At 42.2% G+C, this 24,397-nt stretch carries 28 protein-coding genes; 15 read left to right on the top strand and 13 right to left on the bottom strand.

From position 1 onward, the window contains the following. The 3 genes from ES765_RS03645 to ES765_RS03635 all read left to right on the top strand — a co-directional run bounded on the left by ES765_RS03645 (position 1) and on the right by ES765_RS03635 (position 2,257). Entirely contained in the window at positions 1-462 is a 462-nt protein-coding gene (locus ES765_RS03645) for an NUDIX domain-containing protein (RefSeq protein ID WP_138111235.1), read from the top strand. 115 nt (positions 463-577) lie between these two features. Then, on the top strand, positions 578-1,288 hold the full coding sequence (locus ES765_RS03640) for a 2,3-bisphosphoglycerate-dependent phosphoglycerate mutase (RefSeq protein ID WP_138111234.1): 711 nt from the start codon (positions 578-580) through the stop codon (positions 1,286-1,288). Between the two features lie 15 nt (positions 1,289-1,303). After that, positions 1,304-2,257, top strand: coding sequence for a 1-phosphofructokinase family hexose kinase (locus ES765_RS03635; protein ID WP_138111233.1), 954 nt, complete (start codon positions 1,304-1,306; stop codon positions 2,255-2,257). 1,544 nt (positions 2,258-3,801) lie between these two features. Here ES765_RS03635 and ES765_RS03630 read toward each other — a convergent pair. Both ES765_RS03630 and ES765_RS03625 read right to left on the bottom strand, forming a co-directional pair. After that, complete coding sequence (locus ES765_RS03630) at positions 3,802-4,122, bottom strand: rhodanese-like domain-containing protein (RefSeq protein ID WP_171017215.1); 321 nt, start codon at positions 4,120-4,122, stop codon at positions 3,802-3,804. Positions 4,123-4,363: 241 nt separating this feature from the next. After that, positions 4,364-5,032, bottom strand: coding sequence for a Crp/Fnr family transcriptional regulator (locus ES765_RS03625; RefSeq protein WP_138111231.1), 669 nt, complete (start codon positions 5,030-5,032; stop codon positions 4,364-4,366). Positions 5,033-5,179: 147 nt separating this feature from the next. Between ES765_RS03625 and ES765_RS03620 the strand changes: the two genes are divergently transcribed. After that, positions 5,180-5,569 carry a DUF302 domain-containing protein gene (locus ES765_RS03620; protein ID WP_138111230.1) on the top strand — a complete coding sequence of 130 codons (390 nt, stop codon included), beginning with the start codon at positions 5,180-5,182 and terminating at the stop codon, positions 5,567-5,569. 29 nt (positions 5,570-5,598) lie between these two features. Here the strand turns inward: ES765_RS03620 and ES765_RS03615 are convergent, their stop codons facing one another. The 4 genes from ES765_RS03615 to ES765_RS03600 form a co-directional block, all read right to left on the bottom strand. Next, a complete protein-coding gene (locus tag ES765_RS03615) occupies positions 5,599-8,070 on the bottom strand; it encodes a S8 family peptidase (protein WP_138111229.1) in 2,472 nt (823 codons plus the stop codon). 9 nt (positions 8,071-8,079) lie between these two features. Beyond that, on the bottom strand, positions 8,080-9,030 hold the full coding sequence (locus ES765_RS03610) for an AAA family ATPase (protein ID WP_138111228.1): 951 nt from the start codon (positions 9,028-9,030) through the stop codon (positions 8,080-8,082). Positions 9,031-9,109: 79 nt separating this feature from the next. Continuing rightward, on the bottom strand, positions 9,110-9,871 hold the full coding sequence (locus ES765_RS03605; RefSeq protein WP_138111227.1) for an SDR family NAD(P)-dependent oxidoreductase: 762 nt from the start codon (positions 9,869-9,871) through the stop codon (positions 9,110-9,112). A gap of 74 nt (positions 9,872-9,945) precedes the next feature. Then, positions 9,946-10,602 (bottom strand): WG repeat-containing protein, encoded by a 657-nt coding sequence (locus ES765_RS03600; RefSeq protein WP_138111226.1) that lies wholly within the window; start codon positions 10,600-10,602, stop codon positions 9,946-9,948. A gap of 248 nt (positions 10,603-10,850) precedes the next feature. Here ES765_RS03600 and ES765_RS03595 point away from each other — a divergent pair, with 248 nt between their 5' ends. Next, a complete protein-coding gene (locus ES765_RS03595; RefSeq protein WP_138111225.1) occupies positions 10,851-11,522 on the top strand; it encodes a hypothetical protein in 672 nt (223 codons plus the stop codon). A gap of 126 nt (positions 11,523-11,648) precedes the next feature. Beyond that, on the top strand, positions 11,649-11,825 hold the full coding sequence (locus ES765_RS03590; protein WP_138111224.1) for a zinc ribbon domain-containing protein: 177 nt from the start codon (positions 11,649-11,651) through the stop codon (positions 11,823-11,825). A 479-nt stretch (positions 11,826-12,304) separates the two neighbouring features. Here ES765_RS03590 and ES765_RS03585 read toward each other — a convergent pair whose 3' ends face one another. After that, positions 12,305-12,670, bottom strand: a complete 366-nt coding sequence (locus ES765_RS03585) for a VOC family protein (RefSeq protein WP_138111223.1) — start codon at positions 12,668-12,670, stop codon at positions 12,305-12,307. A 65-nt stretch (positions 12,671-12,735) separates the two neighbouring features. Next, entirely contained in the window at positions 12,736-13,245 is a 510-nt protein-coding gene (locus tag ES765_RS03580; RefSeq protein ID WP_138111222.1) for a hypothetical protein, read from the bottom strand. Between the two features lie 378 nt (positions 13,246-13,623). On the opposite strand from ES765_RS03580, the gene ES765_RS03575 reads away from it, so the two are divergent. Continuing rightward, entirely contained in the window at positions 13,624-14,271 is a 648-nt protein-coding gene (locus ES765_RS03575; RefSeq protein ID WP_138111221.1) for a DUF4136 domain-containing protein, read from the top strand. A gap of 77 nt (positions 14,272-14,348) precedes the next feature. On the opposite strand, the gene ES765_RS03570 is transcribed toward ES765_RS03575, so the two are convergent. Continuing rightward, positions 14,349-14,801, bottom strand: coding sequence for a DUF2267 domain-containing protein (locus tag ES765_RS03570; RefSeq protein ID WP_138111220.1), 453 nt, complete (start codon positions 14,799-14,801; stop codon positions 14,349-14,351). A 155-nt stretch (positions 14,802-14,956) separates the two neighbouring features. Here ES765_RS03570 and ES765_RS03565 point away from each other — a divergent pair, with 155 nt between their 5' ends. After that, the gene (locus ES765_RS03565) at positions 14,957-15,769 is read left to right on the top strand and encodes a universal stress protein (protein ID WP_138111219.1); all 813 of its coding nucleotides are present in this window, start codon (positions 14,957-14,959) and stop codon (positions 15,767-15,769) included. Between the two features lies 1 nt (position 15,770). Here the strand turns inward: ES765_RS03565 and ES765_RS03560 are convergent, their stop codons facing one another. The 4 genes from ES765_RS03560 to ES765_RS03545 form a co-directional block, all read right to left on the bottom strand. After that, a complete protein-coding gene (locus ES765_RS03560; protein WP_138111218.1) occupies positions 15,771-16,043 on the bottom strand; it encodes a hypothetical protein in 273 nt (90 codons plus the stop codon). Between the two features lie 149 nt (positions 16,044-16,192). Next, the gene (locus ES765_RS03555) at positions 16,193-16,486 is read right to left on the bottom strand and encodes a hypothetical protein (RefSeq protein ID WP_138111217.1); all 294 of its coding nucleotides are present in this window, start codon (positions 16,484-16,486) and stop codon (positions 16,193-16,195) included. A gap of 11 nt (positions 16,487-16,497) precedes the next feature. Continuing rightward, positions 16,498-17,373: a universal stress protein gene (locus ES765_RS03550; protein ID WP_171017214.1), complete on the bottom strand. Its 876-nt coding sequence runs from the start codon at positions 17,371-17,373 to the stop codon at positions 16,498-16,500. 168 nt (positions 17,374-17,541) lie between these two features. Further along, complete coding sequence (locus ES765_RS03545) at positions 17,542-18,393, bottom strand: universal stress protein (RefSeq protein ID WP_138111215.1); 852 nt, start codon at positions 18,391-18,393, stop codon at positions 17,542-17,544. Between the two features lie 177 nt (positions 18,394-18,570). Between ES765_RS03545 and ES765_RS03540 the strand changes: the two genes are divergently transcribed. From ES765_RS03540 to ES765_RS03515, 7 genes are all read left to right on the top strand, one after another. Then, positions 18,571-19,560, top strand: coding sequence for a thiamine pyrophosphate-dependent dehydrogenase E1 component subunit alpha (locus tag ES765_RS03540; protein WP_138111214.1), 990 nt, complete (start codon positions 18,571-18,573; stop codon positions 19,558-19,560). A 69-nt stretch (positions 19,561-19,629) separates the two neighbouring features. After that, positions 19,630-20,655 carry an alpha-ketoacid dehydrogenase subunit beta gene (locus ES765_RS03535; RefSeq protein WP_138111213.1) on the top strand — a complete coding sequence of 342 codons (1,026 nt, stop codon included), beginning with the start codon at positions 19,630-19,632 and terminating at the stop codon, positions 20,653-20,655. A 4-nt stretch (positions 20,656-20,659) separates the two neighbouring features. Continuing rightward, positions 20,660-20,905 (top strand): lipoyl domain-containing protein, encoded by a 246-nt coding sequence (locus ES765_RS03530; protein WP_138111212.1) that lies wholly within the window; start codon positions 20,660-20,662, stop codon positions 20,903-20,905. Between the two features lie 4 nt (positions 20,906-20,909). Further along, on the top strand, positions 20,910-21,365 hold the full coding sequence (locus ES765_RS03525) for a hypothetical protein (protein ID WP_138111211.1): 456 nt from the start codon (positions 20,910-20,912) through the stop codon (positions 21,363-21,365). A 48-nt stretch (positions 21,366-21,413) separates the two neighbouring features. After that, positions 21,414-22,049, top strand: a complete 636-nt coding sequence (locus ES765_RS03520; protein WP_138111210.1) for a (2Fe-2S)-binding protein — start codon at positions 21,414-21,416, stop codon at positions 22,047-22,049. 1 nt (position 22,050) lies between these two features. Then, positions 22,051-22,605, top strand: coding sequence for a hypothetical protein (locus ES765_RS22235; RefSeq protein WP_249356218.1), 555 nt, complete (start codon positions 22,051-22,053; stop codon positions 22,603-22,605). Between the two features lie 116 nt (positions 22,606-22,721). Continuing rightward, positions 22,722-24,395 (top strand): xanthine dehydrogenase family protein molybdopterin-binding subunit, encoded by a 1,674-nt coding sequence (locus tag ES765_RS03515; protein ID WP_249356224.1) that lies wholly within the window; start codon positions 22,722-22,724, stop codon positions 24,393-24,395. Positions 24,396-24,397 lie beyond the last annotated feature (2 nt).

The following is a 24,397-nucleotide window of genomic DNA, read 5'->3' as shown; positions in this document are numbered from 1 at the left end:
ATGCCAAAACAAAGCGCGGGCATCCTACTGTATCGATGGAATAACAAAGCGTTGGAAGTGCTATTGGTACATCCCGGCGGGCCGTTTTGGGCAAAAAAGGATATTGGTGTCTGGTCGATTCCCAAGGGAGAAATCGAACCTGACGAAAATCCGTTGTATGCCGCCATTCGCGAGACCGAGGAAGAAACCGGATTAGAAGTACAGGGAGAATTTACTCCTTTAAAATCCCAAAAACAAAAAAGTGGCAAAGTGATTCATGCATGGTCGGTAAAAGGAGATTTTGATATTTCAAAAATCGAGAGCAATTCCTTTGAAATGGAATGGCCACCCAAATCCAGCAAGAAAGCACTATTTCCGGAAATCGATAAAGCGTCTTGGTTCGATTTAATCGATGCGAAACTAAAAATCGTTCGAGGGCAAATGCCATTTATTTTGGAATTGGAAAAACTGATAAACCAATAGCTGAAACGAAATTGTTCTCCTACCGCCATAAAACCTGTCACTAGGCATGACTCAAATCATTTTACATCAATTTCTTGAGCCATTACTTTGTATCTGAAATAAATAATACTAGGAAATGGGAAATTTAATATTGGTACGCCATGGCAAAAGTGAATGGAACGTACAGAACATTTTTACGGGTTGGACGGATGTAGATCTAGCCCCGGAAGGCATAGAAGAGGCCAAAAAAGCAGGAGAAATTATAAAATCGAACGACATTGATATTGACATTTGTTTTTCCTCTTACCTAAAACGGGCGATACGGACCGCTTGGATAATTTTGGATACTGCCGAACAGATGCACGTAGATACCCGATATCATTGGAAATTGAACGAACGGCATTACGGCGATTGGCAGGGCAAAAATAAGGACGAAGTGCTCAAAGAAGTAGGCGAAAAAACCTATTGGGGCATTCGAAGGGGCTATGCTACCCCACCGCCGCCACTTACTTTGGAGGACAAACGGCATCCTTTATATGATAGCAATTATAAGGCATTGGATGAAAATCTGTTGCCTAATACCGAATCATTGCAAATTACCCAACTCAGGGCGGTCAATTATTTCTACGATGCCATTGTGCCCCAACTGGCCCGAAACAAAACCGTTCTGGTCTCCGCGCACGGAAATTCACTTCGCGCCTTGATGGCACATTTGGAGCAAATAAAACATACGGACCTGCCAAATATCGAAGTCCCGACGGGAATTCCTTTTATGTATGAATTCGATGATACCTTAAAACTTCTAGGAAAGCAAAAATTGAAAAAAAGAGCCGTTGAACTGATTTAAGAAACAATCTTAAAAATGCACAGAAGAATCATCACATTGACCTTAAATCCGACAATCGACAAAAGCACTACGGTAGTCGGAATAAGCCCTAATAGCAAATTGCGCTGTACAGAACCCACTTATGATGCCGGTGGCGGGGGAATAAACGTGTCCTGCGCCATCAAAAAATTAGGGGGCGATTCGCTTGGTATGTATCTGGCCGGTGGCCCGACCGGAAATCATCTCAAACAGCTATTGGACAAGGATGGCATTGAGCAATCAATTATCAAAATCGAAGGGTGGACGCGCGACAACCTCGCCGTGACCGATACCGTTACAAATCAGCAATACAGGTTCGGGATGCCCGGGCCGAATGTAAAAAAGGAGGAATGGGAAGCCGTTCTAAAACAATTGGAGGATTATCTTCAAGAGAGCGATTATCTGATTGCCAGCGGAAAACTGCCTCCTGGAATTCCCGATGACTTTTATGTACAAGTGGCAGCAATCGCCCGAAAGAAAAAGGCGCGTTTTATTTTGGATACCTCGGGAGAAGCTTTAATGAAGGCCGCTGCCCATTCACACATTTATATCCTAAAACCCAATTTAGGCGAGTTGGCCGCCTTGTGCGGCGTACCATCAATTTCGGCCTTGGAACTGGAAATCTTGGCGAAAAAGTTTTTGGCGGAACATGATTGTGAGGCTTTGGTGGTTTCGCTCGGCGCAAAAGGAGCACTATTGGCTACCAAGTATGAAATGGAGTATGTGCCCGCCCCCACGGTGCTTCAAAAAAGTACCATCGGTGCGGGCGATAGCATGGTCGCCGGTATGGTCATGAGCCTTATCTGGGGCAAATCGTTCAGCGACATGGTAAAATACGGAGTAGCCTGCGGCACGGCGGCTACCATGCACGAGGGAACGAAATTGTGCAACAAAGACGATGCGGACAAGTTGTACGAATGGATCAGGAGGGCACAAACTGTTAAAAAATAAAAAAAATCCTCAAACTGATCTAGGTCATTTTGAACATCGAAAAACTGCTATATTTTAGCCTTATAAATAAGATAGAAATAGTTCTTTGAAAAAATAGTTTGGTTGGTTGATTGGGTTTTTGATTCACAAGGAAACAAAAATCCAAAGAAAAGGAGGCCGTTACAGAATCCCTTTTGTACCCTTGATATGGAAGAAGGTTGAGCAATTTACCGCAGTACATATCATTATAAGCGGAAATCGGGTCGAAGAACGTCTTCTAGGAAACTAGGATATTTCGGTATCCTAGTTTCTTTTTCAAAAAAAATGTTCAAACTGACGTAGGTCATTTTGAGTATGGAAACCCTCCCCTATTTTAGCATCATATTTAGAAACGATATAGTTCTTTGAAAAAATAAGTAGGTTGGGTCTTTGTTTCGTGGGGAAACGAAAAGCCAAAGAAAAGGAGGCCGTTAGGACATCCTTTATACCATTTGAGTCCTGAACGGATTTAGCGATAAATTCAAGTAAGTACCAGTATAAGAGGTTATAGGTTAGAATAACGTCTTCTAGGAAACTAGGGTATCTCGGTATCCTAGTTTCTTTTTCTAAAAAAAAGCAGCAAACTGACGTAGGTCATTTTGAGCGGTGGTGCCCTCCCCTATTTTAGTGGCATCATTAGAAACGATCTAGTTCTTTGAAAAACGAAGTCCGAACGACTTCAAGGTTAAAAATACGACGAACTTATTATTCGTGGGGAGTAATAAGGTCTGGTATAGGAAGGTGTTAAAAATACCCCAAGCCGTGTGGTCTTAGCTATGGCCTAGCAATAGGTTTCACTCAAGATTACGTAAAGCGGTCAACGGTAAATTTTACACTTTCTTGGAAACTGGAACATGCGAATGTTCCAGTTTCTTTAAAGCATTGATCGGTGCCATCGTAAGACCGGCACAAATCATAATGAAGAAAAGGATGCAGTTGAAACCCAAATGTATCGGTTAGATTATTTTAGTGATAAAATGATATAAAAGATAAGTTGAAGGTAACGATGAATTTCATTTCTTTATGGAAAACAGGAAGTCTCGGCTTCCTGTTTTTTCTCTTAGCCCCACCCGAAATTGCGAAAAATCAATTTCGACCTCCCCTTAGGGGAGGTAAAATAGGAGTTATTCAAATCAACGATAAAGGCTTCCAAGCAGCAATGCCTTGGCGGCCATAAAAGTGGTATCGCAGCGAGTTCTTTCATTTAGAAATCCAAGTATATGCGTATGCTAGTACGTTCCTGCTTGGTCTGCATTCAAAAATTAGAATCGTAGGATACCATAAAAAAGAATCGGGATATTCCGATATTCCGGTTCTTTTTAAAAACATAAGGGAAAGGGCGATAGAATTGCAAAATTCTAAAGTCCAGAAAGGGCTCGCTCTTATTTTTAACGAAGACCGCCCAATGCAATTTCAGCGATGAAAATGCTAAGGATGTGTCAGAAACAAAAAATAAATTCGAACGCTTCAAAAGGAAACAGGAGACCATAGGCCTCCTGTTTCTGTTTTTGGCTGCCCCCTACTCCTTAAATTCCTTTAATACCGCGTTCTAAATGGCAGATGCTTTCGAAACCCATTTTAGAAAAAAGCTTTACCACTTTTTCTGTTTTTCTTCCGGTTTCGCAATACAAATAAAGCGGTCTGGTTTTTTCGATTTTTTCAAATGCCTCGATAAAACTATCAAAACAGGACAAGTCAATATTTATGGCACCCCTAATATGCTTGGCATCATATTCTGGAGGCGTTCGAATATCAATCAACTGAACCTTTCTATTTTGAACGGCTGTAATGAATTCAGGGGCTGGTAATAGTGTAATATTCTTAGGTGGTTTTTGTTTTCTATCCATAAGAGACTTTTGAGCAGTAATTTTGAAAAGCCGATGCATAAAAAAGGGAGCGGAAACACTAACAGCACCACTCCCGAAAAAATAACAAAACAATTGCGCTACGTTTCGGGGGAACTAAGTAGGTTAAAAGTCGCATCGCTCTTCTGCATTACCCTTGCTTTTTTTTTACAAAGATATTTGCGAGACTGCCTTCATCTTTGTGACTTTTATCACACAGGCAGCTTCTTTTTTTGAAAAAAAGTTAAGCCGTTCTTTTTGAGTGCGATAGCGAACGAAATTTTGAGTCAAGAATTTCGATTTGATTGCGCTGAAGTTTAACTTTACCCATATTTTCCAATTTTTTCAACAATCGGGAAACCACCTCCCTAGGGGTATTGAGGTCATCGGCAATTTCTTGATGGGTACAGTATAGCATTGTACTCTTGGTAATGCGTACCCGTTCTTTTAAGTGCTTGAGCAGGCGTTCATCCATCTTCAAGAAGGCGATACTGTCCATCATATCCAATAGTTCGTTCATCCGGTGGTCATAACTGGAAAGTACAAATGTGCCCCAACTTTTATACTTCAAAAGCCACTCCGTCATTTTCTTGGCAGGCAGCATAATGACCTGGGCATCCGTCTCGGCAACCACCTTGACCCTACTTTTTTTTCGTTCGGTGCCCCAAACCCATTTGATGGAATTCGTATGGCCATCCTGTAAAAAATAGAGGAGTAATTCCTTGTTGTTGGTGTCTTCTCGCATAACTTTGAGTACCCCTGAAACCAAAAGGGGCATAAATTTCACGTATTGCCCGATTTTTATCAATACTTGGCCTTCCTTTACTTCTTTAAAAGCACCAATTTGGTTGATCTCCCTAAGCAATTCTTCCTCAAAAATGCGTCCGTAGTGTTTTGTCAGCTCTTTGAACATATTCCATTTGATTTACTTTTCTATACTCTATTAACCCCTGTAAACTTTTACAAAATTATTTTTACGGAAGCACCTTTGAAATGATATTCGTCATTTGCTCCAAAAAGACCATCCACTATTTTTGAAGTTTCAATAAAAAGCAAAAAAATGGACTATTATTTCAGCAAGACCCTTACCGATACATCCTTTGATAAGGCGATAGAGCGCATAACCCAAACCTTAAAGGAAGAAGGCTTCGGTATATTGACCGAAATTGACATCAAAGCTACCCTGAAGAAAAAACTGGACGTTGATTTTCCCAATTACAAGATTTTGGGCGCATGCAGTCCCAGTTTTGCCTATAAAGCCCTTCAGGCCGAGGACAAGATCGGCACCATGCTGCCCTGTAACGTCATCGTTCGCGAGACCAAGGACGGCTCGGTAGAAGTTGCCGCCGTGGATCCGGTCGCTTCTATGATGGGCGTAAAGAACGAGGGGTTGGCGGGTATAGCGGATGAAGTGCGGAATAAGTTGAAAACGGCCGTACAAAGCCTTTAAGGACTATGCACAATTAAGCTAATTTTTGATTATACTTTGATCAGATTTTCTACATTGACCTTTTGGGCTATCATAGTATAGATATCCGCAACATTCTCAGGGGTCTCAATAGATACGATCAAAGAGTACCTGAGTTTTTCGTTATACTTGTGTTTCTTTTTTAGATTTTTCCACCATCCTGAAGGCTGTGGATAAACGGCTATGTAGTTGCAAGCTGCCGCATTTGCTGCGGAAGTTTTCCAGAAATTGCTGTGAACAGAACCCTTGAATACATTCTCCGCACCCAAGGCCCACTTCACATTAGACATTCTTTCTATAGCATCTTCTGGTAATCTTTCAACCTCAAGTTCTTCCTTCAAATCCTCCCTTGCGGCATTGTTGATCCGTAGCATAAAATTTTCAGGGGAGTCGTTCGGTGGCATCATGGCGAATTTCAACGCTGTCGATTGATAGGAATATTTAGTGGAGTAGCCTTTTTCTCCCGGGTTGGGCTCTATAAAATAGGAAAGTGTAATTCGTACGGTTACATCCACATCTCCTAAACCTTCCAGAGTATCTTTAGGCCATGGAAATTCGTAAAAATGAACATCGTTTGTTGCCGGATTCTTTCCTTCCTCCTTGATGTATGGCTGAATTATTTCTTCTGAAATAAAGGTTAAATAGTTCGATTGGCATTCGATGGCCTTTTCCAAATTAGGAACTCCATATCCGTATGTTCTAAGCATTTTAACAATAGAAGCTTGGCTGCCATCAAAATCGAATTGTTCCTTCATTGCCGGTGTCCACGATGCAGAATGAACGACCAAACCTCTCAATGTCTCTTCCCAAGCGTTTGGATAAGCGTGTCTTAATCTTGCAATAAAGTTGCTCGCAAAGGCGGTTGCCGCACTTGTGGCATTTATGGTCGTCAATTGGTTGATTACGGCATTACTTGATGTGGTCAAAACGTCTAGGTCATCATGAAAATCAATGTCGCCATTATCCAACTTTATCAAATTCCCCCCTTCAAAAACAATATCGGGTTTTATCGGCCAGTTCGATTCCCATGCGTTCGATGTTCTGCTAAAAGGGGATAATTCATCATTGCCTGCAACCGTATTCCTATTCGGTAGTATTTTTTGCGTAAATGCACCTACGGACAGGGCATTCCACGATTGTGCCGGGCTTTCAATCTGAAGGTTCAGATTGTTCTCGGGATATTGCGAATAATCATCCTCTTCCCTTATGTTTCCGGCACTAATGACAAATACCTTTTTATCTTCATGGTCATCGCCAAAAATAAGATTATCAATGGTCGCGGACCATGTGGAGGGACGGCCAAATTCAAATTGGTTTCTTCCGGTATTTGCAAAGCAATAGATTCTTTTAATATCCGCATTATTGATAATCGCCAAATTAATGGCATTTTGGGTAACGAAAGGTAATTTTTCTTCCTCGGCCTCTCCGTTCGGGGCGATAATTTTTACCGACTCTAGTTGATGGTTTATTTCGATTGCGGGATTCTCAAAAACCGAATTTAGATTTCCGTAAACGGCCACTCCCGCCATTTTGGTTCCATGGCCACCTTTATCGTTCGTGCCCCAATTGATATCTGCCGTTAGTTTGTTTTCGTCATCCAATACGGGAGCAATCAAAAGATGTGCATTATTTATTCCGGTATCCAAAACGGATATAAAATTATCCGTCTTATTGAATGTGATGTTATCCAAGGTTTCATTAATCCAATCTTCACGTTCAATAACGGTACGGTCCAGCCAAAATGAATTCAGTTCTTCCGGTTTTCGCAACTCCGCAATATGACCGAACGATTTTACAAGTTCGCCAAGTTGCTCGTAATCGGCTTTGATATTGATAACGGTTCGTTCAGGAAATACCAGCAAGCCTTCCCCTATCTGAATATTGAACAGTTCACATACATCTTGAAATTCGGCTTGGACCTCTTCATAAAGTTGTTTGCCTCCGCTTAGCCAAAGCTCTATCCAAATGGCTTCTTCTTTTGGCAGATATTCAATGGCACTACTCCACAAATTTTCAATTCCGGCAGATAAAATCTGTTCGATTCTGGCAACCAATTCTTTATTGAATCTTTCGACCTTTTGTATGTCGGCGTATTTCTCGATTTTTGAAATGAGTTGTTCCTTTTTTTCATCGGGAATGAAGAGTGTGGCCAACTCTTCAAACGAGGTTTCATCAAACTTCACATTCAAGAGCCTTGCTCCGTTTGCATCGAGGGATTCGATTTTGAGTTTGTTTTCCTTGGCACTTTTAAAGGTAACATACTCGCCATCTTTAGTGGGTAAGTTTTGGGCTTTACGCAAAATGGATTCTTGGTTCGCCTTATTCCATACTTCTTTAAGCTGGTTTAAAACAGAGTTGCCATGCTGTACCCTATCACGTTCAGGAATAGCGTTTCTGGCTTGTATGTTTCTGGGAGGGACTTTGTATTTCTGGGCGGTATGAATGTTTTGTACAAAGAGGTGTGGTTTGAAGTCTTCGGCCATAAATCAGGTTTACAAGTAGTTGGTCTTTCTATCCTGTATCATTCGAATCAATAGCACTTGAGAAACTGTTTTCTTATCTGCCAATATTGTTTCTTTCAAAGCATCGTTGCAGGCGTTGGTAATTTCGGCATGGCTTAAACCTTTGGACTCTTTGATAACTTTGTCCAGTTTATATTTTCCCAGAAATCCAGATAATTTTAAACCGATCAATTCCTTGATTTCTTGTGTATTAGGGATTGTATATGTGATAATATCGTCAAAACGCCTAAAAAGAGCGGAATCAAGGATTTTTATATTGTTGGTAGCCCCAAGAATTATACTATCGGAGGTATCTTGTTCAATAAATTGTAGGAAGGCGTTCAGCACTCTTCGCATTTCCCCTACTTCATTGTCCCGTGCTCTTTCGGCACCGATGGCATCGAATTCATCGAAGAGATACACCCCTCGGTTCGATTGCATCATATTAAAGACATCCCGAAGTTTGGCTGCCGTTTCGCCCATATATTTGGTCATGAGCTTGTCCATCATAATGACATATAAGGGCAATTTCAATTCGCCAGCTATGGCCGAAGCGGTAATAGTTTTTCCCGTACCGGGAATGCCCGACAACAGAATCTTTCTACGGTTGTTCAAACCGAATTTTTGTATTTTGTCCCTTTGTTTATATTCCGTGATTATTCTTTCCAGTTTGCTTCTGACCTCCTCGGAAAGTATCAGTTCGTTCAACCTATTCTCGGGATGGAAGACAAGTACGAGATCGCTAACATCCCTATTTAGCTTAATGATCTTGAACCCACCAGATTTCGATTTTTCGACCAAAGACTTGATTTCCTGGGCAATCGACATATTGCCCTTTCGAGCCTCATGTGCCGCTACTTGGAGGGCGATAGAAGTAAACCGATCATCGTCGTTTTTATAGTGCGACTGCAATAATGACTTTATCTGTTCAGCGGTTGCCATAGTTCAAAGATAGGCAATCGACTGAATATTGAATACTGAAATCAAAATGACTATAAACTTTTTGTTGCCCTAACATGCGTTAAGCCGTCAGCATCCCCCCATCGATTACATAGGTACTACCCGTAATATACTTACTTTCATCAGAGGCGAGAAACAAGACGAGTTGTGCGATCTCTTCCGATTCGGCATAGCGTTTTAAGGGAATGGTGGCCTCGAATCCTTTTTTGACATCCTCCGGATTATCAGGATTACTATCCCCTTCGATACTCCGCATCATCCGATTGTTTACCGGAGCGGGATGCACCGTATTCACACGGATATTCTTGTCCGCAAATTCCAATGCCGCTGTGCGCATAATGCCTACGACGGCATGTTTACTAGCCACATAGGCACCTAAGCCTGCAAAGCCTTTGAGTCCGGCAACGGATGACGTAATCATGACGCTACCGCCCTCTTCCATTTTGGGGATAACGTGTTTACACCCCAACCAAACACCCTTCAGATTCACGGCGATGACCTTGTCGAAAACGTCTTCCGGATACTCGGCAATAGACTTGACCCTGCCCTCGATACCGGCATTGTTGAAAAAAATGTCGATTCTTTCATGAACCTCCAAAGTTTCCTGCACATACTTTTCAACATCCTTTACCTTGGAAACATCCGCAACGCAGAACGAAAGGTTTTCGTGGTCGAGCTCATAGGCGGCCTTTTCCAAAATTTCTTTGTCAAGATCTACAATGACTACTTTGGCCCCTTCCTCCAAAAACAGTTTTGCGGTAGCTTTTCCTATGCCTCCGGCACCACCTGTAATAATGGCGACTTTATTTTTTAAGCGTTCCATAATCAAACATTTTATTGTCGTTTCCGTATGTGCACTTCAGCTCTGCCCGACGACCGTACTGGTAACTCCCAATTTTATTTCAGTTCAAGTTGTACAACCTTCCATTTATTCTCTTTGCCCTTGACGGCCAACAGATTTTCGGAAACGATTTTGGCGTGTAGTTCCGGCAGTTCATATAACCTTTTTGACATCACGATGTTGTGTCTTTCCTGTATGGGCCAGACCATTTCCCCTTTTTTGTTAACGACCACTTCGGTAAAGGCATAATCGTATATTTTTAGTTGAAACGGATTTTTTCCCCGTAATGACTTTCGTTCAAAAATGCCCACGGCACGGCCATTATCAAATTGTGTAACATTGAGGAATTCAGGTTCGATTACAATCTTTCCCGTGATATCCATAAAACCATATCGGGCAATACCTTCTTCGTTCAATGCTTTTACAATACAAAGCCCTTCCTTGAACTCAGGACAACCGATACCTCCAACACCTAAAATGTTTGTATCGGCTTCTTTGTTCCAAAGCAAATCGTCCCTAAAATCGATGATCAAGGTTCCGGTCTTATCGATAAAGCCCCATTGATTTCCTTTTCTGACCGCTGTTAGGCCTTCGTTGCATGTCGTTACCTCATCGAGTCCACTTACGATGGGTTTGTTGAGTTCTTCCAAGGTCTGTGAAGTGCCGAAAAATGGTATGGCAATCAATGCTATAAATAGATATAAACGTTTCATTTCTTCATGGTTTTTTTATTTGGATAAAAATAAACAAGGCGTACTTTTTCCGAAATGATTTCGGTCAGTCGTATCAATTAGAGCTGTCGATATAGATTTTCGGAGCTGATTTAGGTCATTGTCATCAGAGGATTCAATTTGTAATTTCATATGCAACACGGTATACTACGGTATAAAGTTCTAACAACAACAGGCGTAAACTTGCCTACCAGACTGGCAAGTAGAGACAAAAAAATAATCGGAAGAAAATGAAAAAAATAAAGTCCGATTTTATACTCAAGAAACCAAATATTTTGTTGCTACCCTTGGTCGGCATGGCATTGTTTGTGGCCCTATATCTTTTGGCCGCATTTACCTACCCCGGAGGTTCGTGGGTATTTCCAAACAAAGATGGCTTTAGTTTTTGGCACAATTATCTTTGTGACCTATTAGACATTTATGCGATCAACGGAGAGGTTAATTCGGCTCGAGCTTATTCAATAGCAGCCCTCGGCTTGTTGTGTATGGGCTTATTTTGGTTATGGTATTATTTGCCCAAATTATTCAACACCAAGAGTTTGAATCAAAAAGTGATGAGGGTCTCGGGGCTTTTGTCATTACTGATAATCCTTTTTTTGGCTTCAGGCAATCACGATAAAATTGTACGGATTGCAGGTTTTTTTGGCGTAATCGCCTTTATTACTTGCTCGATCGAACTTTTCAAATCGGGCTATAAAACCCTGTTCTTGTTCGGTGTACTTTGTCTTTTGGTCTTTATGGTCAACTATTACATTTATGAAACCGGCCTGTTCATTTCATCGCTACCCGTCATCCAGAAGATTACGTTCACACTTTTTATAAGCTGGTTTATCGGTTTAGATGTCGCATTGTACCGAAAGGTGCTGGTACGAAAGAAACTATCCGCTATGGAAACCCCTTAAAATGTCGTTCTCAATCTATTCTTTAACGCGCTTGGTCGGCAGAACTGACCATGGTCATTTCAACCAATCCAATAAGAGGCTAATTTTCCCTATAAAACTATAGTTGATTCGCTAACCCAATTAAGAATGGAAATGAAATTTTTCGACAAAAATATATGTGAGAGCTGTGGGGCATCCATACTAAAACTGGCCGATTTTGGCACTAATGAAGATGGTACCGTAAATACCGAATTCTGTCATGATTGCTATCAAAAAGGAAAATTCATCGATCATGGAATTACCTTGGAACAGAAAATAGAGTAAACCATCAAGATGGACGAGAAAAAGGGAGTTACAAGGGAGGAAGCCACATTTTTTGCCCACACTACCTTACCTACACTTAAAAAAAGGAAAGGATTGAAACCTGTGGAATAACCAAAACTGTACTACACGTTCATTTTTTTTGCAAAGCGATGACGAAGAGTATATATTGACCCATTCTCCTGCCCGGATAGTACTGCTTAGTGGCGCACATCCTTAACATAGGATTCGTAAAATATTAGTATTGTTCAGATGGCAAAGTATCCAGACATTTCCAAAGCCCATCATTACATCTTCAGAAAGAAACAAAGTAAGTCGTTGGTTCATTGCAGTTATCGTTCAAGATTCAAGATTAAATAAGTGCCTAGTGTGCACCAAAGACTTTTAGCTTGATCCGTAGTATGATGGACATTTACACATTGAACTCATCTTGAGTTGATCTTTTACCTGCCCCCAGCTCCGGAGTCGCATTTTTCAGTCTATTACTTTTTCAACTCCATCATTCCAAAGGTATTGCCTTCGGTATCCTTGCATGCGGCGATGTAACCTCCATTGGGAATAGCGGACTTGGGTTCCACGATTTCCCCTCCAAGTTCCCTTACCTTGGCAATGGCCTCATCGATGGAATCTACTTCGATGAAATTGGTAATCTGCTGATCTGTCTTTTCCCTTTTGGCGATTCCACCACCAATACTTTTTTTACCGGTCTTTGCAAGCGTTTCTATTAGATAGTACTCCCTTGGGCCAGTAGGAAATTTTTCGATTTTCCAACCGAAAAGCTTTTCATAAAAAGTTTTTGCCCTTAGTACGTCGTCTGCCGAAATATCGAAATGTATGATAGATGCCATGCTTATATTTTTTTGTTGTGTTACGTTAAATACTATGTAATGCCTTTATTTAAAATTGAACTCGTTTAATTGTTCTTGCCCACGGTAACCGTGGCGTTACCCTCCCCCACCATTACAACCACGGCCAATTTTTCCTTCTCGGCGGCGAGATGCCCACTGGTTCCCGCTGTAGTGGTATAATTAATTTTGAAGCCCTCACTTTCAAGGGCATCCTTGTATTTTTCTAAAGCGGCCGTGGTAACATCTTCGAAAATAACGACCCAGTTATTATCTTCATTGATTTCTTGTGTAGTAACGCTGACTATATTTCCCGATTTGAATTCCGGAACCTCATCCGGTATATCATTAGGCCAAGATTTGACCGCGGCATCGGTAGTTAAAGTGCCTTCATCGGTCTTGATGACCACTTTCTCATCATCGATATCGACTTCGACTTCATCCCCGATCGATTTTTCCACTATTTTTTCAGTAGCCTTTTCTGCTGCCCTTTTGCAAGAGTTGTTGCCAGCCAAAATTGCTATGGTCAAGAGCGACCATAGTAAAGGCTTTAAATGAATAAAAGGTATACGTTTCATTTGATTATTTTTTCAGGTTCATACTTTTATTTTACTTCTCGGGATGTTCACTTGAATTTTTCTATACCAAAAATAAAAGGTCTGGCAATAGACCAGAATGATACAAGTCAGTTTTGTAGATTGACCATTATCATTACACCGAAAATATGGTCAGGGTTTGTTAAGTTTATCGGCGTTTGTAAAAAAAAAAGCAATACCGGAACTAGTCAAGTTAAAGCTGGAACTTTGTTTGTTTGGATATAGCCATCGATGCGAAGACTTTTCCGAAATGATTTCCGTCAATAGCAAACGTTCTTCTCTTGTTTGAAAACTGATTTAGATCATTGTCATGGGATGGCATGGGATATAATTTTGTTGGCGAATATTAAAAACAAGATCATGCAAAAAATAGCTTTTATATTAGGATTCATCTTACTTTCCTCCTGCTCCTCCACACAATTTGTGGACAGTTGGAAAAACAGGGAAATAACGACTTTCCAGCCTCAAAAACTATTGGTCATCGGTATGACGAACAATCTGACCGCACGAAAGATCTTTGAGGAAAAACTATCGGATGCCTTCGTCGCAAGAGGTATCGATGCCCAACAAGGTGCATCGGTGCTAGATAGATCATTTACTTCAGAGGAACGCAGCGAACAAGAGATCGATGCCATGAAAGATAAACTTTTAGCCAAAGGTTTCGATGCCGTTGCAATAACGGCCGTGGTAGGTGTCGATGATAAAACGGACTTTAGCTCCGGTTACTACGATTTTGGCAATTATTACTGGTACCGTTTCGGCCCTTACTATTACCGGTTTCAAAACGTGTACTTCACGCCCGATTATTACAGCGATTATAAAGTGTACCACGTGGAGACTTCCATATACAATTTAAAGGCCGACGAGGAAAAATCACTGGTATGGGTGGGCACTTTCAACATCGTAGATCCTTCAACGATAAGTTCGGCGGTAAATGATTATGTAAATAGAACGGTAAAACAGTTGGAACAAGAGGGAGTGGTAAAAAGAGTGGGCGGTATTCAGTAAAATTCAGTTCTCTTTACGCAGTAGGCAGTAAAGATATTTTTACTATCTACTGCTACTGTAAACTGCCGACTCCTTTTTCAGAACATCAGATTCGAATAAATCATACTTTTGAGGTCTTTGGGGAGTCCGTCGCGGATATCCTCCATTTCGCCCAAGGAAATGTATTTACGCAAATAGATAAATGTGGTATCGATGTAGCGTTCGGCCAGATCATCATCCTCTCCGAAATCGCCACCGGCTGCGGGGTTATCGTGTTGGCGCACCAGTTCCACGAACTCTGGCATGTGCTTGATCTTAGGTTTTTGCTTTTTGATGTTCCATCCGTTTACGTAAACTCCCTTGAGGAACATGGGCAGTTGGGCGATCAACTGTAATGATTCTTCAGGAGGAATAATATCGCGTAGGGCACGCATAATCGCCGTAAAAATACGTCCGCCTTTATCCGTATCGGTACCCAGGTTCATTTCTTTGGTGTACTCCTTTAAAAAAGTGTTTCCTTCCGTTGCGTATTGATTGAAATTTAGTGCCATGATGTTTTGCTTTAAAGTGAACTATAAAATTGGCTGAATTCCCCTTGTCCCCAAATGACCTGCATCATTTTAAAGGGATTTTTGGAAGATTATCTTTGGGTGCCGGGGAGGAAAAAACTCCTGTTTCACGAGAATGAAAATAAACATAGGAATATATGAAAAAAATAATTTTGCCCACCGATTTCTCCGATAACGCCCAAAACGCCATCGACTATGCTCTTTTTCTTTTTGAAAAAGAAATCTGCACCTTTTATTTGCTGCATGCATATCACGATGCACCCTCGGCACCTACCACCAAGTTCGATATTGAAAATGACCTCAAAAACTTGGTAAAGCGAACCGAGGCCAAAAACAACAACACCAACCATCATTTCGAAGCGATCCTTGAAAATGATTCGCTGGTCAACTTGATGAACAGAACGGTCATCGATTATGCCGCACACTTTGTCTTTATGGGCACCAAGGGATCTTCTGCACTTCGCCAGATATTTCTGGGCAGCAATACCGTAGATGCTATCAAGCATCTTGTTCCTTGTCCGATCGTTGCCGTTCCTGCAGATTACGATTATGATCTGCCCGATGAAATTGTCTTTGCGACCGATTTTAAACATGCGTTTGCGAATCTCGAACTTGTTCCACTTATCAGTATTTCAAAACTTTGGGATTCAAAGATATCGATACTCCATATCCATACCGAAAAAGAACTGAACGATGACCAAAAAGAAAACAACGAGCTTCTCAAGAATGGCCTAAAATCGGTAAAATCGCAATTTGTAGAAATAACAATGGAAGATACAATCTCGATTACGCTCCGTAATTTTGAGCACGAACACCCAGAAATCGGTATGGTCGCCCTTCTTAATACCAAACACGGATTCTTTCAAAAACTGTTACATGAACCTGTTATAAAGCATATGGCCTTCAAGACCAAAGTGCCATTGTTGGTGCTGCCGCAAATCGTCGCATAGTTTATGCCGAAGCCAATTCCGTGGTTTGGCCGCCGCCGTATGTTTTAGGAGAAAGCGGTTCTGGATATTTGCAGGACTGCATCGGATATCCGATCCGTTGAAGTTCTTGTTTTACTTGTTGCAACGCAATCGGACTTGCATACAGGAAAAACATCATACCGTTTTCTACATCGATATCCAATATACGAATGTCAAGGATGCGGTGCAGATTTCTGATAATCCGATTTTTTCCCTCCTCACATTGCAGATTTTTGATATTTGCAATAGCTTTCATTTATATTGCTTTTTGGGATTATTTTCTCAATATAGTACGCAATTCGCATAGCGAAAATGACCTGCATCATTTTGATCGCATTTGTGATTTTTTTAGGATGAAAAAGTAAACCTTCAACTAAAAAGTGGCGTTGATCAGAACTAGAGCAATCAAGGTGTCAACAAAAAATCGGGGCAGAACATCGGAATCACAAAAAACACGAACAAAAAGAACAGTACGGCCCAAAGTACACCCATCAACAAGGGATAGGTCAAAATACCGCCCTTCACTTTCGGGTGCAGCGAATGTGCGATCAATCCATGGATGCCGACACTCAAAAGCGTAAAAATCAGTCCTGAAATTATAATCAAAAAGGTGTCCGAATGGGTGTCCTTGATAGTGTATAGGTAAAAACCCAATCCTAATGCAACTGCGATTACTATACTGTAGATTCTTCTGGCCATTTCAATAGATTTTAAAGTGCTGCCTTAAAATAAAAGTGTTGATGGTTAGCACCCCTAAAACTTAAAAGAGGCATCCTTCCGTAGTTTTCCATTTTTTTGACAAGATCCCGATGGAACCATTTTTTTATGATGCTTTTATGTTCCCTTTCGAGCATGACCATCAGATCTGCATTCGTATTCCCAAGATAAATTCTAAGGGAATTAAAAACATCATCGGTAAACAACACCTTAAAATCCATTCGCTCATAGCTTACTTTTTCTCGGAGCGTCGTTTTGAACCATTCCATTAGCATATCGCCTGCATATTCTTCTTTGGTGGAAATATGAACGACTTTAATCTCGGCCTCGAACTGCTTGGCCATTTCCGCCAATTTTCGAATGGCATACACATCCTCATCCTCAAAATCGGTGGCGTATACGATAGTCTTTAACGGCATATAACTTGCATCTGCTGGAATGGATAAAATGGGACAAGGTGCTTTTTCGATAAGATGTTTTGTCGTGCTACCCATTAGCATTTCCCGTAACGTACTTCCCCCCTTCATACCAACGACTATCAAATAGGCGTGCCATTGATCGGCCACCGAAATAATGCCTTTTAGCACGGACTTGTTTTCAACGACCTCCAACTCTATGTTCGGGGTTTTCCAGTCGCTTCCAAGGTGCGCCTCACAGAATTTCTCTAGTTTAGCTTGGTGCGTTCTAAAAGCATCTTTCTCCAATTGTGGAAAGGGTTCCGAGAGTGCTTCCGAACCCAAAACGGTCGGATAATCGAATACATGGGAAATCACTAAACGGGTTTCCATCTGTTCCGACATTTTTTGCGCGTATTTTAAAGCGGCTACGGAATTTTCGGAATAATCGGTGGTGTATAGAATTGTCTTCATTACTATTAGATTTTTCAACATATCAAAAGTAGGTTCCAAAATCAATCCATGAAATGACCTAGGTCACTTCTTAAGGTATTTTTGTATATAATGAGTTTTGAAGTTTTTCTATGGAAAACTGGCCCCCTTCCCCAAAAATTTTACGATTTTAAAGTATTGCTCTGCGATTTACGAATGGTCGCGAAGTACCAAAATGGGAATTTGCGAATGGTAGCCCAACTCCTTGACGAGCGGTTTGGTAAAGATGCTTCCGAAAAAGTGGTGTTTCCGGTTGATAAAGGCGATCATGTCGCTATCACGGCTTTCGATGAAGGTGTTGATACCCTCCTGTACTTTTATATGTGTTAGGGTGTGGAAACTGTGGTCCGCTTGGTGCAGAATAGTTTCCAACAGCTCCTTGTTTTCTTGCTGTTTCCGGTTAAGATCGTCGCCATCATCGATATGCAGTACCCGAATGAACGCCCTGTGCGCGGTACAGATCTCGATAAGGTAGGCAAGTTCCTTATGCTTGAACACGGTCTTGAAATCGGTCGGAAAAACAACTTCTTTTGGCGGCGAAAACCGCACATTTTCCGGTACGGCCAGCACCGGGCAAGCCCGTATTTTCTCCATGACATTGATCGTGTTGGTGCCATAGATAACCGTTCGGGATCCCGTGGTGCCCTTGGTGCCCATGACCACGATATCGATATCCTTTTTGGCGATGGTATTGTTTACGGCCTCCAACAACGAATTGAAAGTGGAGATCTGATGGTAGGTATGCTTGGGGTTATCGGGGTGGATCCGCAGTTGTTCCATAAGGTTTTCGAGTCCCTCCTCCGATTTTACCCGCGCCGCTTCGTAGGCAGGTTCACCAGGCTCTGGTATCATTATCATATTGTCGAGTGTATAGCCATCAACATGGTACACGTTAACAAAATAGAAATCGCAATCTATCTCCCTATAGAGTTCCAATGCATAGCGGATAGCATTCAGAGCGTTCTTCGAGAAATCGGTCGGTAAAAGAATACGTTTGTTCATGGCACACTTTTTTGTGTTTTAGTGGGATAAAAATAGAAGGAGGCGACAGCATGCGCCATGACGAAGGTCAGTTTCAGGAAGAATTTGGGATTAATCCATCTTTTTGTTAGGATGACCTAGGTCATTTTGAAAACCATAGAGATAAAATACATTTATCCATCTTAAAAAATTATCGTCATGAAGAACAACAATAAACAAGACCTTCTGTGGATCTATCGCAAGATGAAAACTTCCCGATATTTTGAGGAACGAATGGAAAAAGCCTATATGGAAGGCAAACAGCCTGTGTTCAATATCGGTGCAGGGCCGGTACCGGGAGAGATGCATTTGTCGAACGGACAAGAGCCTGCAGCCGCATCAATGATCGTGCATCTCACAAATGAAGATACCGTAACCGCAACCCACCGTCCGCACCATCAGGCTATCGCCAAGGGTGTTGACCTGAAAAAAATGACCGCCGAGATTTTCGGTAAAAAAACAGGATTGGGCAAAGGCAAGGGCGGACACATGCACTTGTTCGACCCTAATGTAAAATTCTCTTGCGGGGGAATTGTTGGTGGAGGTATTCCACATGCCGTGGGTGCCGCTTTGGCGAACAAAAAGAAAGGTACGGATCGTGTGGCCGTGGCATTCATCGGCGAAGGTGCGGTAAATTCCGGAGCCTTTCACGAATCACTAAATCTAGCGGCCTTATGGAACCTGCCCTTTATTGTAGTCGTTGAAGACAATGCGTGGGGCATTTCGGTAGCCAAAGATAAATCCACTTGTGTGCCGACCAACGATGTTAGGGCTGCTGCTTATGGCATAAAAGGGTATGAGGTACGGGATAACGACCCTTTGGAAATGTACAGGGTCAGCAAAGAAGCGGTCGAACGCGCAAGAAAAGGCGAAGGGCCATCGATCATCGAAATCGAGACGTATCGGTATTTGGGACATTTTCAGGGCGACCCCGAGTTGTACAGGCCAAAGGACGAAGTATCCAAATTAAGGGCCAATGATCCTATTGAACGGTTGAAAAAATACCTTTTAAAGGAGACTTTAGCCTCCGAGGACGATATAAAGGCACTTGATCAGCAGATTTTAAAAGAGGTCGATAATGCCTATGAATTTGCGATTAACAGCGAATACCCGGAACCTGAAGCCGCTTTAGAGGATGTGTTTGTATAGAAAGTATCTTTTTAGAAAGAAATTTTGAAGATTCCCTTCTTCAAGGGAATAACAATAAAAATATCAATTATGGAAGCAACAAAAGAAAAAACAAGAAAACTTACCGGAAGTAAGGCCATGGCGCAAGCCTTGGAACAAGAAATGAACAGGGACGAAAGCATCTTTGTCATGGGCGAGGATGTCGGCAAATACGGAGGAATTTTTGGTTCCACTACCGGACTGTACGACAAATTCGGCGAAGACCGTATCATGGACACCCCCATTTCCGAAACTGGCTTTATCGGTGCGGCCATCGGTGCCGCTGCCGAAGGGCTACGACCCGTGGTAGAACTAATGTTCGTGGATTTTCACGGTGTGGTCATGGATCAGATCTACAACCACATGGCCAAGATACCTTATATGAGCGGAGGCCATGTGAAACTGCCCATTACGCTATTGACCGCCGTGGGCGGCGGGTATAGCGATGCCGCACAACATTCGCAAACGCTGTATGCCAGTTTCGGGCATCTGCCCGGAATGAAAGTGGTGGCACCCACCTTTCCGCATGATATTAAGGGGATGTTGATCTCGGCGATACGTGATGACAATCCCGTGGTGTTCATGTTCCATAAAACCCTGCAAGGATTGGGTTGGATGGATCAGTTGGATGCCTCTCTTGGCCCTGTTCCCGAAGAAGCCTATACGGTGCCGTTGGACAAGGCAAAAGTAGTACGCGAAGGAAAAGATGTGACCATCGTCGGCGCACAGATGATGACCGTGGAAGCACTCGATGCAGCCAAAAAACTGGCCGAAAGAGGTATTGATGCCGAGGTTATCGATTTGCGTTCGATAAAACCTATCGATAAGGAAACCATTTTGAAATCCGTTGAAAAGACAGGCCGTTTAGTGGTCGTCGATGAGGATTATTATTCCTACGGAATTACTGCCGAGGTTAGTGCCATTGTAGCCTCCGAAGGTTTTGATTATCTAAAGGTACCTATTGTCCGTTTGGCGATTCCCGATGTGCCGATTCCCTACAGCCGTATCATGGAAAAGTTTGTGATTCCGGATGCAAAGGATATTATCAATGCAGTGGAAAAAATGGTAACGGCCTAAAAATATGGCGAAATTAAGTGAAATAATACTCCCTAAGGAATTGGGCGAAGATGCCGAAAGTTCTATCGTACTCTGGTACAAGGAAATCGGCGAATCTTTTGAGGAGGGCGAAACTTTGGTAGAGGTGCAGACCGAAAAGGTAGCCTTTGAGGTACCTGCACCTTTTTCGGGAATCTTAAAAGAAATCAAGATAAAACGTGGGGAAACGGCCAAAACAGGGGAAGTTATTGCAAAGGCCGAAAAATCATAAAAAAATGACACACTTTAGAAGCAGGCCCAAGGCCAATTACATACTAGAAGCCGATTGGCAAGAACTTTATTTACTCACGGAAGACTGGAAATCCGACCTTCAGTTTTATAATGATGACCTCAAATTTTTACACCATCTGATCGACAAATATTTTATGTGGATCTCAAAAAAAGAGAACATTGACATGGTTCGCGAAATCGAGGTTGGGTTACTACAAATGGACAACCAATGTGGTGCTTTGCTGAACAGGGCAGACAAACACTTACACCATTTGACTGAGTTGATCGATAATCCTTTTGCGTACGATTCGCATCAATTCAGAGCAGAACATGAGCAGCTTGAGGAAAAGCTTGCCGATTTTGTCAACGATTTTAGAAAAAACCGAAAAGAAGTTTTCAAGGTTACGGAATATGTAATTGATACTGAGGAAATGGTCAAACAGTTGAATTTAAGTGCTTAATGACTGTTTAATTAAATTGAATAGTTTATAAACCCATAGTAAAATCTTATGGAAGATAAAAACCAAGATTCGAAATTCAAACCAACAAAAGGTTTAAGTAGGCGAAGTTTCATTAGGGGTGCCGGATTATCCACCGCGGGTAGTGTACTGCTAACGACAAATGCTTTTGCTTTAGACTATAGGGAGCATCGTAGTGCCGGGGAAGAATTTGGCCCCGATGCCATGACCATCAAGATGAAGGTCAATGGTTTAGTGAAATCACTTAGTGTGGAACCCAGAACAACATTGGCCTCTGCCTTAAGAGACCATTTGGAGCTTACGGGAACCAAGGTTGGTTGTGATCGGGGCTCCTGTTCGGCATGTACGGTTTACTTGGACGGAAAACCTGTTAACTCCTGCATGATGTCGGTTTTTGATGTCGCAGACAAAGAAATTACGACCATTGAAGGTATAGCAAAAAACGGCGAATTGCATCCGGTTCAGAAAGCTTTTATCGAACATGATGCTTCCCAATGTGGCTACTGTACACCCGGGATGATCATGTCTTGCGTGCACGTTGTGGATAACAGCACCGATCTCAATTTGGAAGATGTAAAAAATGCCACTAGGGGCAACCTTTGTCGTTGTGGTACGCATCCCCATGTCTTTAAGGCTACTTTGGCAGCAGCAAAAAAAACGATATAAGATGGATACGAGAAAAGAAAAATTCCCATACGGTATTCCAGGGCATAATTTAAGTGAAATAGAAAGGGATATCCCTATTGAAGAGCCACCCGTATGGCCTGTCAACGATAAATTAAAAATAATTGGAAAAAGAGTCACAAGAATCGATGCCCTCGATAAAGTGACAGGTAAGGCAATATATACTTCCGACATCAGATTGCTTGGGATGCTCTACGCGAAAATGTTGCGTTCAAACGTACCCCACGCAGTGATTACCTCTATCGACATCAGCAATGCCAAAAGTCTATCAGGCGTGCATGCCATACACCTTATCGAAAATGTCCAGAAAGAAGGGGAAGGGAATAAGAATGGTAAATACCCAATGGTAAAGTATGTGGGCCAACCCTTGGGAGGTATAGCAGCTGAAAGTCTGGAAATTGCCAAAGATGCCATTTCCTTGATCAAAGTGAACTATGAAAAGAAGCCTTTCGTCATAGACCTTGAAGCTGCCATGGAAATCAATGCGCCTGTCGTATTTGACGAGCCCGTTACGCAAAAGGAAGATGGCGGGATGTAGGCGAAACGCATGATGGCAGTGAAGGGGAAGGTAATGTTAGGGGACCATCTACCAGTAGTTTTTTTGGTGGCCCCAGAGGTAATTTGGAAGAAGGTTTCAAAGAAGCGGATGTTGTAGTGGAAAGAACATACCGCACGCAGGTGCAGACACATATGCCCTTAGAGACGCATGGCGTCGTGGTCGACTGGAATTCTGACGTGATGATGATCTATGCATCTACCCAAAATACCAATGCGGTAAGAAATGAAATGGCCAGCGTCTTTAATTTACCAAAAAGTAAAGTCCGGGTAGTCTGTGATTTTATGGGTGGCGGATTTGGTGCCAAACATAGTGCAGGCAGCTTTGGTCCCATGGCGGCAAATCTTGCCAAAAAATCCGGAAGACCGGTTTGGCTAATGATGGATCGAAAAGAAGAACACCATTCTGAGGGAAACCGGCCCAACTCAATTCAATATCTAAAAATAGGAGCCAAGAAAGATGGTACCTTGACGGGAATTCAACAACGTTCCCATGGAACGGCAGGGGTAGCCCTTGGTGCTGGCGTTGGTCGGATAGCACAAATACTGTATCCCTGTCCTAATTTTGCGACCGAACAATATGATGTATTGACCAACGCTGGCCCCGGGGCTGCTTGGCGTGCACCTGGTAATGTTCAAGGTGCTTTTGGGCTGGAACAGGCTATTGATGAATTGGCGGAAAAACTAAATGTAGACCCCTTAAGTTATAGGAATCAAATAGATAAAAGTGAGGTAAGAAAGGTGGAGCGCCAACGCGGAGCGAAACTTTTCGATTGGTCACGACGTCAACCCGCTGGCAGTGACAAAGGCATAGTAAAGAAAGGACTTGGAATAGGCCAATCTACTTGGCCGCGATTCGTAACGCTCGATTCTTCCGTAGAAGTTAAGATTCATAACGATGGTGGTGTTGAAATACGATCTGGCGTCCAGGACATAGGAACAGGGACAAAAACCATTCTTGCCCAAGTTGTCGCGGAGGAATTAGGGCTTCAGGTAAAAGATATTACGGTCAATATTGGCGATACCTTTTTCCCGGTGGGACCCGGTTCCGGGGGAAGTGTGGTCACCGGTTCTATTACCCCTCCGACCCGTAACGCAGCTTTTGAGGCAAAAAACGCGTTATTGAAATTGGTCGCCAAGGAATGGAAAACGGATTCATCCGAATTGTTTATTGAGAATGGTCAGGTAAGCAGTAAAAAGGATGCTGGTCTGAAAATGCCCTTTAAAGAGGCGACCAAATTAATGCAGACCAGCCAAATCAGTAAAATTGCAAGCCGATCGGATGATTATGGTGGCTTTCAACAACCATGGGGACTGGCCTATGGTGATCTGGGCTCGGTACAATTTGCAGAAGTAAGTGTCAATACCGAAACAGGATTTGTAAAGGTCGATAAAATCGTCGCTGCCCACAGTTGTGGCAGACCGCTCAATATAGGTCAATTGGAAAGTCAAATAAATGGAGGAGTCATTCAAGGTGTATCGTATGCTTTATATGAAAATAGGGTGATGGACAAAGGTACGGGTCATATGATGAATGCCAATGTAGATCAGTACAAGGTGCCATTTTCCATGGAAATTCCCGAGATCGAAACCATAATTGTCGAGGAATATTCTGCACTTTCCTCAACGGATGCGTATGGCATAGGGGAACCAGCAAATATTGCAACGGCGGCCGCGATTGCCAATGCAGTTTATAACGCCATTGGGGTAAGGTTATATGAAATACCCATTACGCCATCGAGTATTCTTAAAGCATTGAATAAAGTCTCTTAAAT

The sequence above is a fragment of the Maribacter sp. ACAM166 genome (genome assembly GCF_005771495.1).
In the GTDB taxonomy this organism is placed as follows: domain Bacteria; phylum Bacteroidota; class Bacteroidia; order Flavobacteriales; family Flavobacteriaceae; genus Maribacter.
Note: the sequence above shows the minus strand (reverse complement) of the source record. Positions and strands in the feature narration are given on the sequence as shown.

Excerpts from the sequence above, each read along its gene's own strand:
- ES765_RS03630 (WP_171017215.1), bottom strand. The coding sequence starts at position 4,122 with ATGGATAGAAAACAAAAACCACCTAAGAATATTACACTATTACCAGCC.
- ES765_RS03645 (WP_138111235.1), top strand. The coding sequence starts at position 1 with ATGCCAAAACAAAGCGCGGGCATCCTACTGTATCGATGGAATAACAAA.
- ES765_RS03610 (WP_138111228.1), bottom strand. The coding sequence starts at position 9,030 with ATGGCAACCGCTGAACAGATAAAGTCATTATTGCAGTCGCACTATAAA.
- ES765_RS03520 (WP_138111210.1), top strand. The coding sequence starts at position 21,414 with ATGGAAGATAAAAACCAAGATTCGAAATTCAAACCAACAAAAGGTTTA.
- ES765_RS03585 (WP_138111223.1), bottom strand. The coding sequence starts at position 12,670 with ATGGCATCTATCATACATTTCGATATTTCGGCAGACGACGTACTAAGG.
- ES765_RS03605 (WP_138111227.1), bottom strand. The coding sequence starts at position 9,871 with ATGGAACGCTTAAAAAATAAAGTCGCCATTATTACAGGTGGTGCCGGA.
- ES765_RS03550 (WP_171017214.1), bottom strand. The coding sequence starts at position 17,373 with ATGAAGACAATTCTATACACCACCGATTATTCCGAAAATTCCGTAGCC.
- ES765_RS03600 (WP_138111226.1), bottom strand. The coding sequence starts at position 10,602 with ATGAAACGTTTATATCTATTTATAGCATTGATTGCCATACCATTTTTC.
- ES765_RS03565 (WP_138111219.1), top strand. The coding sequence starts at position 14,957 with ATGAAAAAAATAATTTTGCCCACCGATTTCTCCGATAACGCCCAAAAC.
- ES765_RS03570 (WP_138111220.1), bottom strand. The coding sequence starts at position 14,801 with ATGGCACTAAATTTCAATCAATACGCAACGGAAGGAAACACTTTTTTA.
- ES765_RS03620 (WP_138111230.1), top strand. The coding sequence starts at position 5,180 with ATGGACTATTATTTCAGCAAGACCCTTACCGATACATCCTTTGATAAG.
- ES765_RS03580 (WP_138111222.1), bottom strand. The coding sequence starts at position 13,245 with ATGAAACGTATACCTTTTATTCATTTAAAGCCTTTACTATGGTCGCTC.
- ES765_RS03560 (WP_138111218.1), bottom strand. The coding sequence starts at position 16,043 with ATGAAAGCTATTGCAAATATCAAAAATCTGCAATGTGAGGAGGGAAAA.
- ES765_RS03595 (WP_138111225.1), top strand. The coding sequence starts at position 10,851 with ATGAAAAAAATAAAGTCCGATTTTATACTCAAGAAACCAAATATTTTG.
- ES765_RS03535 (WP_138111213.1), top strand. The coding sequence starts at position 19,630 with ATGGAAGCAACAAAAGAAAAAACAAGAAAACTTACCGGAAGTAAGGCC.
- ES765_RS03640 (WP_138111234.1), top strand. The coding sequence starts at position 578 with ATGGGAAATTTAATATTGGTACGCCATGGCAAAAGTGAATGGAACGTA.
- ES765_RS03615 (WP_138111229.1), bottom strand. The coding sequence starts at position 8,070 with ATGGCCGAAGACTTCAAACCACACCTCTTTGTACAAAACATTCATACC.
- ES765_RS03530 (WP_138111212.1), top strand. The coding sequence starts at position 20,660 with ATGGCGAAATTAAGTGAAATAATACTCCCTAAGGAATTGGGCGAAGAT.
- ES765_RS22235 (WP_249356218.1), top strand. The coding sequence starts at position 22,051 with ATGGATACGAGAAAAGAAAAATTCCCATACGGTATTCCAGGGCATAAT.
- ES765_RS03575 (WP_138111221.1), top strand. The coding sequence starts at position 13,624 with ATGCAAAAAATAGCTTTTATATTAGGATTCATCTTACTTTCCTCCTGC.
- ES765_RS03555 (WP_138111217.1), bottom strand. The coding sequence starts at position 16,486 with ATGGCCAGAAGAATCTACAGTATAGTAATCGCAGTTGCATTAGGATTG.
- ES765_RS03545 (WP_138111215.1), bottom strand. The coding sequence starts at position 18,393 with ATGAACAAACGTATTCTTTTACCGACCGATTTCTCGAAGAACGCTCTG.
- ES765_RS03635 (WP_138111233.1), top strand. The coding sequence starts at position 1,304 with ATGCACAGAAGAATCATCACATTGACCTTAAATCCGACAATCGACAAA.
- ES765_RS03540 (WP_138111214.1), top strand. The coding sequence starts at position 18,571 with ATGAAGAACAACAATAAACAAGACCTTCTGTGGATCTATCGCAAGATG.
- ES765_RS03590 (WP_138111224.1), top strand. The coding sequence starts at position 11,649 with ATGGAAATGAAATTTTTCGACAAAAATATATGTGAGAGCTGTGGGGCA.
- ES765_RS03625 (WP_138111231.1), bottom strand. The coding sequence starts at position 5,032 with ATGTTCAAAGAGCTGACAAAACACTACGGACGCATTTTTGAGGAAGAA.
- ES765_RS03525 (WP_138111211.1), top strand. The coding sequence starts at position 20,910 with ATGACACACTTTAGAAGCAGGCCCAAGGCCAATTACATACTAGAAGCC.